Consider the following 13,384-nt stretch of genomic DNA (forward strand, 5'->3'; position numbering starts at 1 on the left):
TCAAGCAGGTCCGATCCTTATTGCCCTTCCTCCAGGGTCTGGGCCAGGGGGACATAAAATTCTTTGAACAACGCATCCACCGCTTCACGGGCCTGGTCAGTCACGAAACCCGCCTCGAGCACCAGGACCTGGTATACGCCACGCTTGATGGCTTGTTCGCTCAAGTGGCTGGAGTTTTCACGGGTCGTGCACAGGAACCGTACCCAGGACGTGAGGATGATCCAGGCGTTGAGGGTCAGGGATTCGATCTGCACGCGGTCCATCTTCAGGATACCGGCTTCGACGAAGCCCTCGTAGATGGCGGTGCCATGGATCAGGCAGCGCTGGGAAAACCGCCGATAACGCGCCGCAAGTTCCGGGTCGCTGTCGAGCAGGTGTTCCAGGTCGCGATGCAGGAACCGGTAACGCCACATCGCCGACAGCAGCTCTTGCAGATAAAAGCGCTTGTCGTCCACCGTGGCCAGGCGGCCTTGGGGCGGGCGCAAGAAGCTGTCCACCAGGTTTTCATACTCACTGAACAGCACGGCGATGATCGCCTGCTTGTTGGGGAAGTGGTAGTAGAGGTTGCCGGGGGACATCTCCATGTGAGCGGCAATATGGTTGGTGCTGACGCTGCGCTCGCCCTGGCGGTTGAACAACTCGAGGCTGTTCTGCACGATGCGCTCGCTGGTTTTCATTCGTGGGGCCATGGCTTGGGCTTTAATAAAAAGTGATCGAAGGGCATCTTACGACCTATCGGTCACAGGATAAAACCCAAGGGATTTACAGAGGCTCATTTGACTTTCTAGAGCATAAGCTCTAGAAAACACCGATTCCCATAATAATCCGGTGCCCGCCATGCCTGCCGATGTCGCTTACCTGCACGAGTCTCAACAGCAGCTGGACGAGCTCCAAGCGCTCTTCATCGCCCAGCGCCAAGCCTACGCGGCTCACCCGATGCCACCGGCGGCGCAGCGACTGCAATGGCTCAAGGCATTGGGCGAACTGTTGAGCAATGAACGGCAGGCCTTGATCGACGCCATCAGCGAGGATTTCAGCCACCGCAGCGCGGACGAAACATTGTTGGCCGAGCTGATGCCGAGCCTGCACGGTATCCATTACGCCAGGCGACACCTCAAAGGCTGGATGAAGCCCTCTCGACGCAAGGTTGGCCTGGCCTTCCAGCCGGCATCGGCCAAAGTGGTCTATCAACCGCTGGGGGTGGTCGGGGTCATCGTGCCCTGGAACTATCCGCTCTTCCTGGCCATAGGGCCTTTGGTCGGAGCCTTGTCGGCGGGCAACAGGGTGATGCTAAAACTCAGCGAATCGACCCCTGCCACCGGCTTGTTGCTCAAGCAACTGCTGGCCCGGATATTTCCCCAGGACCTGGTGTCCGTCGTGCTTGGCGAAGCAGACGTAGGCATCGCGTTCTCCAGGCTGCCGTTCGATCACCTGCTGTTTACCGGCGCCAGCAGCATCGGCAAGCACGTCATGCGTGCGGCCGCGGAAAACCTGACGCCCATCACCCTGGAACTGGGCGGAAAATCTCCGGCCATCGTTTCCGATGACGTCCCGCTTGAACACGCTGCCGAGCGCATCGCCTTCGGCAAGACCCTCAACGCCGGGCAAACCTGTGTCGCACCGGATTACGTGCTGGTGCCGCAAAACCGTGTCGGGGCGTTCGTCGAGGCCTATCGCGAGGCCGTACGCGGGTTCTATCCGACGTTGATTGACAACCCGGACTACACCGCCGTAATTAACGAACGACAATTGGCGCGGCTTAACGGCTACATCGGCGATGCAACAAGCAAAGGGGCGTTGCTGATCGAGCTGTTCGAGCAAAGCCAGGGACAACGCATGGCCCACAGCCTTTTGCTCAATGTCACGGACGACATGACGGTCATGCAGGACGAGATTTTCGGGCCGCTGCTCCCCATCGTCCCTTATGAGAACCTCGACCAGGCATTTGCCTACATCAATCAGCGACCTCGCCCCTTGGCGCTCTACTATTTCGGCTACAACAAGACCGAACAGAATCGCGTGCTCGACGAAACCCATTCCGGCGGCGTCTGCCTCAACGACACGCTGTTGCACGTGGCCCAGGACGATATGCCGTTTGGCGGTATTGGCGCCTCGGGGATGGGGCACTACCACGGACATGAGGGGTTCCTGACCTTCAGCAAGGCCAAGGGCGTGCTGGTCAAGCAGCGGTTCAACGCGGCGAAACTGATCTACCCGCCCTATGGAAAGCCGTTGCAGAAACTGATCCAGAAGCTGTTTATCCGCTAACCAGTGTCTTCCCGGGTAATAACAATAATGAACCCAAGCCTGACCGATAAGCCCGCCCTGTCACGACGCGGTTTACTGCAACTGAGCTTCGGCGCCAGCGCCTTCCTGGCCACGGTGGGATTGGGCGCCAGCCTGAGCGGCTGCTCCTCCAGCCAACCGGCCCTCGGGCTGGCGGCATTGCGCGACAGCGACTTGCCGTTCTTGCGTGCCGTGATTGCCGTCATGCTCGACGGGGCCACAACAGCTGGAACGCTCCCCGCCGCCACCGATGCCACGCTGCAAAGCCTGGATCGAGGGCTGGCGCACCTGTCGCCCGCCATGCTCAAGCTAACGCACCAGCTATTCGACGTGCTGACGCTGGGGATTACCCGCGGGCCGCTGACCGGGATCTGGGGCGCGTGGGAAAACGCCAGCGCCGATGACATTCGACAGTTTCTGACGCGGTGGGAAAACAGCTCGCTGAGCTTGTTGCGCCAAGGCCACGGCTCGTTGCTGCAAATGGTGATGATGGCGTGGTACAGCCGGCCCGAGTCCTGGGCCCATTGCGGGTACCCGGGACCACCGATGGTTTGAAAGCCACAGTGGACTCCAGCGCCGTCCATAACAACAAGGGACCCCTAGCATGCCCGTACCCGACCCGTTCCGTGAAGGCCTCGCCCGTGGCTGGACCACCTACAACGGCGCGCAACTGAGCCAGGACCTCACGCTGGAAGCGGACGTGGCGATCATCGGCAGCGGCGCCGGCGGTGGCACCACGGCGGAAATCCTCAGCGCCGCCGGTTACAAGGTATTGCTCATCGAAGAAGGTCCCCTGAAGACCAGCCACGACTTCACGCTGCGGGAGGACCAGGCCTATACCAGCCTGTACCAGGAAGGCCTCGGACGCATGAGCAAGGACGGCGCCATCACCATCCTCCAGGGACGTGCGGTGGGCGGCACGACGTTGATCAATTGGACTTCAAGCTTGCGCACCCCAACGCAAACCCTTGAGCACTGGGCGGCCGAACACAACGTCAAAGGCCACGGCCCCGCCGACATGGCCCCTTGGTTTGAACGGATGGAACAACGCCTCGGCGTGGCACCCTGGATGATTCCACCCAACGCCAACAACGACGTGATCCGCAAGGGCTGTGAACAATTGGGCTACGCCTGGCATGTCATCCCACGCAACGTGCGAGGTTGCTGGAACCTGGGATATTGCGGCATGGGCTGCCCGACCAACGCCAAGCAATCGATGCTCGTCACCACCATACCCGCCACGCTGGACAAGGGCGGCGCGCTGCTTTACCTCGCGAGGGCTGAGCGTCTGGTCATCAAAAACGATGCGGTCGTCGGCTTGGATTGCCTGGCCATGGACGAGCATTGCGTGGCACCGACCGGGCGGCGCATCACGATCAAGGCGCGGCATTATGTATTGGCCGGCGGCGGTATCAACAGCCCTGCCCTGCTGTTGCGCTCCGAGGCACCGGACCCGCACGGACGGCTGGGCCAGCGCACGTTCCTGCACCTCGTGAACATGTCGGCCGGCCAGTTCGATGAAGTGATCAACCCGTTCTACGGCGCTCCGCAGTCGATTTATTCGGATCATTTCCAATGGCAGGACGGCGTCAGCGGCAGGATGTCGTACAAGCTGGAGGTGCCGCCATTGCATCCCGCCCTTGCCGCCACGCTGCTGGGTGGCTTCGGCGGCGAAAATGCGGCGCACATGGCTCACCTGCCCCATACCCATGCCATGCTGGCGTTGCTGCGTGACGGCTTCCATCCGGATAGCCCCGGCGGCAGCGTCGAATTGCGCAGCGACGGCACGCCAGTGCTCGACTATCAGCTGTCGCCCTACGCCTGGGATGGCCTGCGCCGGGCATTTCACAGCATGGCCGAAATCCAGTTCGCCGGAGGCGCCCGGGCCGTGATGCCCCTGCACAGCGATGCCCATTATGTGAAAACCCTGGCGCAGGCCCGCGAAATGATCGACGGGCTTGATATGGTCCTGTACCGCACGCGCCTGGGCAGTGCCCATGTCATGGGCGGCTGCGCCATGGGAGAAGATCCGAAGGCTGCCGTGACGGACAGCCTCGGCCGACATCATCAATTGGGCAATCTCTCCATTCACGACGGCTCGCTGTTCCCCACCAGCATCGGCGCCAACCCGCAATTGTCGGTGTATGGATTGACGGCACAACTGGCGACATCCCTGGCCGAACGTCTTGAAAAACCTTGAAAACATGGATTATTCGCAGCGTCTATAGTGCTTTCTTCGCCAACAGCCGACTTGGCCGGCCGAGATGGCTGCGATACCATCCGACTCCCCAACGGACTCCCGCCAGGACGACGCGATGAACCGAGTGTTGTACCCAGGTACCTTCGACCCTATTACCAAGGGCCATGGCGATCTGGTCGAACGCGCCTCGCGCCTGTTCGACCATGTGATCATCGCCGTCGCCGCCAGCCCGAAGAAAAACCCGCTGTTCCCGCTGGAACAACGAGTGGAGCTGGCCCGCGAGGTCACCAAGCACCTGCCCAACGTGGAAGTGGTCGGTTTCTCGACCCTGCTCGCGCATTTTGCCAAGGAAAAGAACGCCAACGTGTTCCTTCGTGGCCTGCGAGCGGTCTCGGATTTCGAGTACGAGTTTCAATTGGCGAACATGAATCGCCAGCTGGCGCCGGACGTCGAGAGTCTTTTCCTGACGCCGTCGGAACGCTATTCCTTCATTTCTTCGACGCTGGTGCGAGAAATCGCGGCCCTGGGCGGCGATATCACCAAGTTCGTCCACCCGGCGGTGGCCGACGCGCTGACCCTGCGCTTCAAGAAATAACCCCTACGGGCGACGATCCCTAACGCGGCTCGACAGTCATGCGTGCGCAGTCCATCGCGCCCGCGTGCACTGCGCGCGTGATTGCGGCACAATTGCGTCTATTCGTTTTCAACTGCCCGGGCCCTACGCCCCGGCCGGAGTCTGCATGTCCCTTATCATCACCGACGACTGCATCAACTGCGACGTCTGCGAACCCGAGTGCCCGAACGAGGCCATTTCCCAAGGCGAAGAAATCTACGTCATCGACCCGAACCTGTGCACCCAGTGCGTCGGCCATTACGACGAACCCCAGTGCCAGCAAGTCTGCCCGGTGGATTGCATCCCGCTGGACGAGGCTCATCCGGAGACGGAAGAACAGTTGATGGCGAAATATCGCAGGATTACTGGCAAGGCTTGAGCTTCTGGACGGCCTTGCCGGGCCTATCGCGAGCAAGTGATTTATTTCTGCCACACAGCAGATCCCTGTGGAAGCGAACCTGCTCGCGACAGGGCCATCAGCCACACCACAAATGCACACAAGTGACAATTCACTCCTGCCGCTCGAACCCCTCACCGATACACCCCAGGCATCGCACGAACGTGGCCTTCGCCGGGTCCACCACCAACGCCTTGCCCGCATCGCCCACGCCGCCGCCCAGCGCGGTAAAGGGTAACGACACGACAAACGCGCCGGCGCCGATCACAGTGGCAGCGAGCAGCAGCGGTCGCGCGATCAGCAAGTCGCCGATCATGGCGTAGGCCGGTGGGTTCTGGATGGTGTAGCGCGGATCACCGCTTTCGGTGTTTGCGAATACAGGCAAACCGACACTCAGCGAGAGCGCCAGAACGACAGGTCGAATCAGACTCATGGGTGCGATCCTTCGGCTAAATCAATATGACTACTGACTATAGACCGTAGGACGAATCAACTCTGGCAGCGTGGACACCAGACACTCGCTCGCTGCCCCAAGCGGATCTCCCGCAGCCCCGTGCCGCACATCTTGCACGTCTGCCCGCCTCGCCCGTACACAAACAGTTCCTGCTGGAAGTACCCAGGCTGGCCGTCGCCGCCAATGAAATCCCGCAGTGTGGTCCCGCCGCGCTCGATGGCATGGGCGAGGATGCGCTTGATCTCGATCGCCAGTTTCAAATAGCGCGCCCGGGAAATGCCCCCCGCTTCGCGGCGCGGGTCGATTCCGGCGGCGAACAGCGCTTCCGTCGCATAAATATTGCCCACGCCCACGACGATCGCGTTATCCATGATGAACGGCTTGACCGCCATCGAGCGGCCGCGGGAAAGCTGGAAAAGCCGTTCGCCGTCGAACAGATCGGTCAGCGGCTCAGGCCCAAGGCGGATCAGGAGTTCGTGGTTGAGCGGATCAAGACTCCAGAGCATCGCGCCGAAGCGACGAGGGTCGGTGTAGCGCAGAGCCAGGCCCGACTCCAGTTCGATATCGACATGCTCATGCCTCGCGGCGGGCATGCCGGTTTCAACCAGCCGCAAATTGCCGGACATGCCCAGATGACTGATCAACGTGCCGACTTCGGCGTTGATCAGCAAATACTTGGCCCGCCGTTCCACTTGAACGATGCGCTGTCCGGAGAGGCGCACATCGAGGTCTTCAGGAATCGGCCAGCGCAAGCGGTGATCGCGCACCACCACGCGGCTGACCCGCTGCCCCTCGAGGTGTGGCGCGATTCCGCGGCGAGTGGTTTCGACTTCCGGCAGTTCTGGCATGGGGTTCTCGAATCAGGCGAAGACTGGCATTCAACGACTGGCCAGGTCGCGTATTTCCTGTTTCTGGGTCTGGAAGTCATATTCCGACAACCCGATATAGTCGAGCACCAGCGGTCCGACGCATTCCCACTCGTGATCGTCGGCCTGGTTACCCAGCACGCGGTGGGACGCGCAGATGTTTTCCGACATCTTCAGGATCGCCAGCAGGTTTTTCAGCGGGCAGTTATTGCGCGCATTTTCGTCGCTGAAGATCGCCAGGGCGTTGTGGTGATTGGCGATGGCCTGGCTGACATGGTCCGGCAGGCGCCAGGACTTGGAAGTGTAGTAACCGACCACGGCATGGTTGGTATTGAACACACGGTTTTCGGTGTCCACCACCCGGCATTCGGCACTGGCGTTGGCGTAGGCCTCCTCCAGCACGCTCATGTAGGTTGGGAATTGCTTGAGCATCAGCGGCACGCCACAGTCGTGGAACAGCCCGAGGGCGTAGGCTTCGTCACCATTCTGCATACCGAGGCGCTTGGCCAGGGTCAGGCAGGTCATCGCCACGTCCTGGGCGGTGTCCCAGAAACGATTCAAGGTCACGATGGTGTCGTCGTGCAACTCTCCCTTGATCGATTGGGCATTGATCAGGTTGATGATCGAACGGCTGCCCAGCAGGTTCACCGCGCGCTGGATCGAGGTGATCTTGTTGCTCAAGCCGTAATACGGCGAATTGACGATCTTGAGCAAGGCCCCGGAGAGGCCCGGATCCTGGGAAATCAGCTTGGCGATGGTCTCCAGGTCCGGATCGGGCATGTACTGCTCCATCTGCAGATCCACCATGATTTGCGGCTGCGGCGGGACGCTGATCCCTTGCAGGGACTGTTGGATCTGTTCGGTGGAAAGCTCTTTGGACATGGGTACGCACTCTGGGCCAGGCGGGGATTCTAACCCTTAAAGATAAATCCGGCACACCGCCGGGTAGACCGGCGGAACTTTCATTCAAGCCTCGGCTTCGGATTTTGTAGGACCGACAACCAAGCCTGCATACCGGCTTAGGTCGGCAGCTCACCCACTCAGCTTGAGGAGATTTTTCATGCCCGGCTCCCTGAATGACAAACGCGTGGCCATCCTGGTGACAGATGGTTTTGAACAAGCCGAACTGACCGGTCCGAAGCAGGCGCTGGAGCAGGCCGGGGCCAAGGTGGAAATCGTTTCGGCTAGCGAAGGCCAGGTCAAAGGGTGGAACCATGACCAGCCGGCCGACGATTTCCAGGTCGACCTGACGTTCAAGGCCGCCAATGTCGAGCAATACGATGCCGTGGTGCTGCCCGGCGGGGTACAGAACTCCGACACGATCCGCATCGACCCCGACGCCCAGAACCTGGTCAAGGGCTTCGAGGCGGCCGGCAAGCCCATCGCAGTGATTTGCCATGGCGGCTGGTTGCTGGTGTCGAGCGGGCTGGTCAAAGGCAAGACCATGACCAGCTACAAGACCCTCAAGGATGATTTGACCAATGCCGGCGCGAACTGGGTCGATCAGGAAGTGGTCAAGGATGGCAAACTGATCAGCAGCCGCCAGCCTGATGACATTCCTGCTTTCAACCGCGAGCTGATCAGCGCGCTGTCCGCCTGAAGCCGTTACATTGCGGCGAGGCGAGCGCGCTCCTTCGCCGCATGTCCAGCACAAGCCCCGCAACGGTTGCAACACGGTATACTCCCGCTCTTTTTTCCGGAGCGACGTCATGTCCCTGCCTAGCCTGCGCCTCAAAGCCAACGCCGACCGTCGCCTGCGCGCCGGCCATTTGTGGGTCTACAGTAACGAAATCGACGTAGCCGCCACCCCGCTGCACGGTTTCAAGGCTGGCGACCAGGCCATCCTGGAGGCTGCGGGCGGCAAGCCGCTGGGCATCGTCGCGATGAGCCCCAACAACCTGATCTGCGCCCGATTGCTGTCCCGTGACGTGAAGCTGCCCCTGGACAAATCCCTGCTGGTGCATCGCCTCAACGTGGCGTTGTCCCTGCGCGAGCGCCTGTTCGACAAGCCGTTCTATCGCTTGGTCTATGGTGATTCCGATTTGCTGCCGGGGCTGGTGGTCGACCGTTTCGGCGACATCCTGGTGGTCCAGATCGCTTCCGCCACCATGGAAGCCCATAAAGACGACGTGATCGCCGCCCTGACCCAGGTCCTCAAGCCCAGCGGCATCCTGTTCAAGAATGACTCCGCGGCCCGTGACGCCGAAGGCCTCGAACGCTACGTCGAGACCGTGTTCGGCCTGGTACCGGAATGGGTCGCCCTGGAAGAGAACGGCGTGAAGTTCGAAGCCCCGGTGATGGAAGGCCAGAAGACCGGCTGGTTCTATGACCATCGCATGAACCGCGCGCGCCTGGCGCCGTATGCCAAGGGCAAGCGCGTGCTGGACCTGTTCAGCTACATTGGCGGCTGGGGCGTGCAAGCCGCCGCGTTCGGGGCCAGCGAAGTCTTCTGCGTCGACGCATCGGCATTCGCCCTTGACGGCGTGGAGCGCAACGCTGCCCTGAACGGCTTCGCCGAACGGCTGACCTGCATCGAAGGCGATGTATTCGAAGCCTTGAAGGAGCTCAAGACCGGCGAGGAGCGTTTCGACGTCATCGTGGCCGACCCGCCCGCCTTCATCAAGCGCAAGAAGGATCTGAAGAACGGCGAAGGCGCCTACCGACGCCTCAACGAGCAAGCCATGCGCCTGCTCAGCAAGGACGGCATCCTGGTCAGCGCTTCGTGCTCGATGCACTTGCCCGAGGACGACCTGCAAAACATCCTGCTGACCAGCGCCCGTCACCTGGACCGCAACATCCAATTGCTCGAACGCGGCGGCCAAGGCCCAGACCATCCGGTGCATCCGGCAATCGCCGAAACGCGCTACATCAAGAGCATTACCTGCCGTCTGCTGCCCAACAGCTAAGGCCTTGTTGGGCGTAGCCGCTGCTGCGCCCAGCCTGCAACAATTAGAACGTCCCCACGCAGCCCAGGCTGCGTTTTTTTTGGTCGTAAGAAAAGTTACCGCATCAGGAAGCAAATAATTGTATTAGTAGATCTTGTATGAACTATCCCACGCAATTACTGGAGCCGTCCTACCTGATATTTGCTTGCCATGCATTCGTTAGAAACTATGATTGAGCTGTCACACCGGAAGTGACAACCCATAGTAAAAAACAACACTTAACGAACAAGGAGTTTCGTCATGAAAACAATTACCCTCGAAGTCAGCAAAATCGCCAACCTGGCAGGCTTGGTGACGCCTAAAGCCCGCTAAGCAAGACGACGGGGACGCGGTTGCCGGCGCCTCGCCCCCTTCTTTCTCTTCGCCACAGCGGAAACGATGCCATGCAAATAAACCCTTGCCTGTTCATATTGGCGCGCCCACCCCATCAAGTCGTATGGAATTATGAACAACACACCCAGTTCGAACTGGACATCTATTACGCAACCAGACTGGCGCAACTTATAAACGACCCTTCACGATTCGATCGTTCAAACCCCATCGACAGGGAATTTGCCAAAGTCGATATATTGGTCGAGGGTCGGACTAAGAATATTGACTGGAAGTGGGACGAACTCTCCAGGATCTTTCATATCGGAACAAAAAACATTCCCTGCGAGAGCGTCCCCCAGGATGTGGACGAATGGGCGACGCTTTACCTGCATCATTGCGCCGAAGTCCTCTCCTCACCCGCGCCCCCAGCCAGGACAACACCCTGTCCCGTCGGGCGAACCGTCCTTGAGCGCCCTGCATGGGATGAACTCAAAGAGGTGTCGCTGGTACGGACGCTCGTCAGCCGAAGCACCTCCCGCTCATTCGACAATCGCGCCATTTCCATTGCTCAGGTCAGCACTCTCCTTTACCTGGCCTTGGGTTACCTGAACGAACGATCATGCCCTCTCGAACGGTTCGCCGCGCGAAGAAGCAGCCCCTCGGGTGGTGGTCTTAATGCCTGCGAAGGTTATTTGTACGTGCGTAACGTCACGGGACTCGATGCGGGCCTCTATGCCTATCACCCGGACGAACATTCGGTCAGCCTGATCCGGACGCTGCCGGATGAATCCCTGGGCCAGCTGCTGTGCGGCCAGCATTTCATCAACAACCTGCCGTTCGGGCTGTTCATTACTTCGCGCTTCGACAAGCTCTGGTGGAAGTACGAACATTCGCGCGCCTATCGGATGGCTTTTGTCGAGACCGGCCATGTCTCCCAGAGCTTCCTGATGGTAGCCACCGCCATGGGCCTCGCTACATGGCTGACAGGGGCCTTGGCCGACTGCCAGGTGGAGCACTTGCTCGGCCTTGAGGGAACCCCCGAACAACCGTTGTTCTTTGTCGGCTGCGGCCACGGTGACGGCCAGGTCCACTGCCGCGAGTTGATAACGTTGCTCGACGAACAGGACGCTGCGCCATGAGCGAGCAGACCTTTGTCCAGGCACCGCTTTACTCCTTGGCCGACTGGAATCGCAAAGCCGCCGTACGAGCAGGCCAGGACGACTATCGCCTGCCTGACGATCTGGAGCGGCAGTTATCGAGCCGGCACTGGTTTCCACCAGCCTTCATTCCCTATGTCGAACACCCGTTGGTCATACACGCAGGTCAATCCGTTGCCCAACGGCTGGCGGCCAATCACCTGGTGTACTTCCTCGATTACACGACGATGCTGGAACACCGGATCGTCAACCGCTCCGTGGAGGCACTGGTCCATGGCGAACTGGCCGTGCCGATTCCGACCGAAATGAAAACCGCGGCCCTGCAGCTGTATACGGACGAGGGCTACCACGCACTGTTTTCCAACGAGGTGGCTGAACAGATCGCTGCCTTGTACGGCATCCAGGATCGCCCTCCGGCCAGGCGAATCGGTCGGCTGTTGGGCGTGATCCAAAAATGCCCACCCCCGGACCGCCCCCTCGCGTGGTTCCTGTTGGGGTTTGTCTCCGAAACGATCATTGCCCGGGAGCTGCTCACCCTCACCCGGAAAACCTTGGTCTGTACGGTCTACCGCATGCTCAAAACTCATCTGCAGGACGAAGCGCGCCACAGCCGATACTTCAGCGAGGTCTTCGGCTACCTCTGGCCGATTCTCGACGCAACACAACACGAGTGGGCGGCGAGGCTGCTGTTGGAGATCATCGGGCTTTATTTCGAACCGGATATCCCCTGGTTGATGGGCAGCCTCGCCAGCGTGGGCTTCGAGGAGACGGCATCCCTCCAGATCGTTGCCGACATCGTGCCGCCACACGCCCATGCCGCACGGGTTCGCTCAGGTGCGGTATCGACATTCGCGGCCATGCAACGAGCCGGTTTTTTTGACAATGACCACAACCGAGCGCTCTTTTGCGAGGCGGGGTTCCTTGATGGCTGACCTATCCAGTCGTCCATCTGTGGACAAGCCAGCCATCGTCGGGCTCTTGACGATGTTGACGCTGCTTGGCGTGTTTCCGATCGATGTTGTACTGCCTTCGTTTCCGGCGCTGGCTGGGCACTTTCGCAACTCATCCTCAGACATTGCCCTGTCTGTCAGCCTGTTTGCCGTAGGCATTGCGCTCTCACAGCTATTGATTGGCCCGCTTTCCGATGCCATGGGCCGCAAGACACTGTTGTTGGTCGGCATCGCCGTCTCGGTTGTCGGCGCAGCGGGGTGCACCTTGACTCACGACTTCCGGCTGTTCCTGGTTTTTCGAATCATCCAGGCGTTGGGGTGCGGTTGCTTTGTGCTCTCCCAGGCACTGGTCCAGGACCTGTTTACCGGAACGCAACAGCAGCGGCTGCGTATCTTTCTGGTCACCTGCGGCGGCGTCTTTATTTCCATCTCGCCACTGGCCGGCACTGGCCTCCAAGGTTGGATGGGGTGGCGCGGCAGTTTTCTGGTGTTCATCGTACTGGCAATCGGCGCATTTGCCGGCGCCTGTCTTTTACTTGAAGGCCCGGCCCAAAACTGCCGATCCAGGCGGATGAACTTCTTTGCGTCTTATCGCAGAGTCTGCGGTCATTTCAGCTTCATGGCCTATTGGCTGATTTCGGCACTTGCGTTTTCCTGTCATTTTTCATTCATTGTCATTTCGCCATTGATCTTCATCGACCAATTGCAGCTCTCGCAGCAGGCTTTCTCAGTGATGCTCCTGGGCTACGGGCTGGCCTATATCGGCGGCGGCGCATTCGCGACCGTACTCGACAACCGAATCGACTCGCACACCCAGATCATCACCGGCCTGAGCCTGATCCTGACGGCGGGTCTATCGATGCTGGTGCTTTTCTACATCATCGGCCTGTCCATCACGACCGTTCTGCTGCCCATGGTTGTATGCACCACTGGCACAACGATTGCGCGCGCGGCCGCCCATACCCGGGCGATGAACACCTTTGCGGAGCAAGCGGGTACCTCCGCATCGGCGGGCAGCGTGCTGATCTTCATCACGGGCGGCCTGGCCAGCGCCGGCATCAGCCTCTCTCCCTTACCCTTGCCTTTCACGCTTGCGCTATGCCTGATCGCATTCAGCCTCCTCGGCATGACGCTCAACACGCTGGTCAGGCTTCGTCACCGAAGGTTATTGCCCGGCTGAACGCTGCCAGTCGTCATCCCGAGC

Annotated in this window: 14 protein-coding genes; 10 read left to right on the forward strand and 4 right to left on the reverse strand. The window is 60.2% G+C overall.

Features of this window, described 5'->3' with window-relative positions:
• Positions 1 to 17: 17 nt before the first annotated feature.
• Positions 18 to 689 (reverse strand): TetR/AcrR family transcriptional regulator, encoded by a 672-nt coding sequence (locus ACLK1G_RS08600; RefSeq protein WP_420765050.1) that lies wholly within the window; start codon positions 687 to 689, stop codon positions 18 to 20.
• Positions 690 to 837: 148 nt separating this feature from the next.
• On the opposite strand from ACLK1G_RS08600, the gene ACLK1G_RS08605 reads away from it, so the two are divergent.
• From ACLK1G_RS08605 to ACLK1G_RS08625, 5 genes are all read left to right on the forward strand, one after another.
• Positions 838 to 2,268, forward strand: a complete 1,431-nt coding sequence (locus tag ACLK1G_RS08605; protein WP_420765051.1) for a coniferyl aldehyde dehydrogenase — start codon at positions 838 to 840, stop codon at positions 2,266 to 2,268.
• 27 nt (positions 2,269 to 2,295) lie between these two features.
• A complete protein-coding gene (locus tag ACLK1G_RS08610; RefSeq protein ID WP_420765052.1) occupies positions 2,296 to 2,841 on the forward strand; it encodes a twin-arginine translocation pathway signal protein in 546 nt (181 codons plus the stop codon).
• Between the two features lie 49 nt (positions 2,842 to 2,890).
• Entirely contained in the window at positions 2,891 to 4,486 is a 1,596-nt protein-coding gene (locus ACLK1G_RS08615; protein WP_420765053.1) for a GMC family oxidoreductase, read from the forward strand.
• A gap of 115 nt (positions 4,487 to 4,601) precedes the next feature.
• On the forward strand, positions 4,602 to 5,081 hold the full coding sequence (coaD, locus tag ACLK1G_RS08620; RefSeq protein WP_007897855.1) for a pantetheine-phosphate adenylyltransferase: 480 nt from the start codon (positions 4,602 to 4,604) through the stop codon (positions 5,079 to 5,081).
• Between the two features lie 145 nt (positions 5,082 to 5,226).
• On the forward strand, positions 5,227 to 5,478 hold the full coding sequence (locus ACLK1G_RS08625; protein WP_009683359.1) for a YfhL family 4Fe-4S dicluster ferredoxin: 252 nt from the start codon (positions 5,227 to 5,229) through the stop codon (positions 5,476 to 5,478).
• A gap of 130 nt (positions 5,479 to 5,608) precedes the next feature.
• On the opposite strand, the gene ACLK1G_RS08630 is transcribed toward ACLK1G_RS08625, so the two are convergent.
• Genes ACLK1G_RS08630 through ACLK1G_RS08640 form a run of 3 tightly spaced genes read right to left on the reverse strand, consistent with a single transcriptional unit; the run spans position 5,609 to position 7,698 of the window.
• Positions 5,609 to 5,929, reverse strand: a complete 321-nt coding sequence (locus tag ACLK1G_RS08630) for a multidrug transporter (protein ID WP_420765054.1) — start codon at positions 5,927 to 5,929, stop codon at positions 5,609 to 5,611.
• 56 nt (positions 5,930 to 5,985) lie between these two features.
• Positions 5,986 to 6,798, reverse strand: a complete 813-nt coding sequence (gene mutM, locus ACLK1G_RS08635) for a bifunctional DNA-formamidopyrimidine glycosylase/DNA-(apurinic or apyrimidinic site) lyase (RefSeq protein WP_420765055.1) — start codon at positions 6,796 to 6,798, stop codon at positions 5,986 to 5,988.
• Positions 6,799 to 6,828: 30 nt separating this feature from the next.
• Entirely contained in the window at positions 6,829 to 7,698 is an 870-nt protein-coding gene (locus ACLK1G_RS08640) for an HDOD domain-containing protein (protein WP_420765056.1), read from the reverse strand.
• A gap of 178 nt (positions 7,699 to 7,876) precedes the next feature.
• Between ACLK1G_RS08640 and ACLK1G_RS08645 the strand changes: the two genes are divergently transcribed.
• From ACLK1G_RS08645 to ACLK1G_RS08665, 5 genes are all read left to right on the forward strand, one after another.
• On the forward strand, positions 7,877 to 8,416 hold the full coding sequence (locus tag ACLK1G_RS08645) for a type 1 glutamine amidotransferase domain-containing protein (protein ID WP_420765057.1): 540 nt from the start codon (positions 7,877 to 7,879) through the stop codon (positions 8,414 to 8,416).
• 109 nt (positions 8,417 to 8,525) lie between these two features.
• A complete protein-coding gene (locus ACLK1G_RS08650) occupies positions 8,526 to 9,722 on the forward strand; it encodes a class I SAM-dependent rRNA methyltransferase (RefSeq protein ID WP_420765058.1) in 1,197 nt (398 codons plus the stop codon).
• A gap of 422 nt (positions 9,723 to 10,144) precedes the next feature.
• Complete coding sequence (locus ACLK1G_RS08655) at positions 10,145 to 11,212, forward strand: SagB family peptide dehydrogenase (RefSeq protein ID WP_420765059.1); 1,068 nt, start codon at positions 10,145 to 10,147, stop codon at positions 11,210 to 11,212.
• Entirely contained in the window at positions 11,209 to 12,162 is a 954-nt protein-coding gene (locus tag ACLK1G_RS08660) for a diiron oxygenase (protein WP_420765060.1), read from the forward strand. The genes ACLK1G_RS08655 and ACLK1G_RS08660 overlap by 4 nt, the downstream gene beginning before the upstream one ends.
• Positions 12,155 to 13,360, forward strand: a complete 1,206-nt coding sequence (locus ACLK1G_RS08665) for an MFS transporter (RefSeq protein ID WP_420765061.1) — start codon at positions 12,155 to 12,157, stop codon at positions 13,358 to 13,360. Before ACLK1G_RS08660 ends, ACLK1G_RS08665 begins: the two co-directional genes overlap by 8 nt.
• Positions 13,361 to 13,384 lie beyond the last annotated feature (24 nt).

It is taken from the genome of Pseudomonas algeriensis (assembly GCF_048847255.1).
GTDB lineage: Bacteria > Pseudomonadota > Gammaproteobacteria > Pseudomonadales > Pseudomonadaceae > Aquipseudomonas.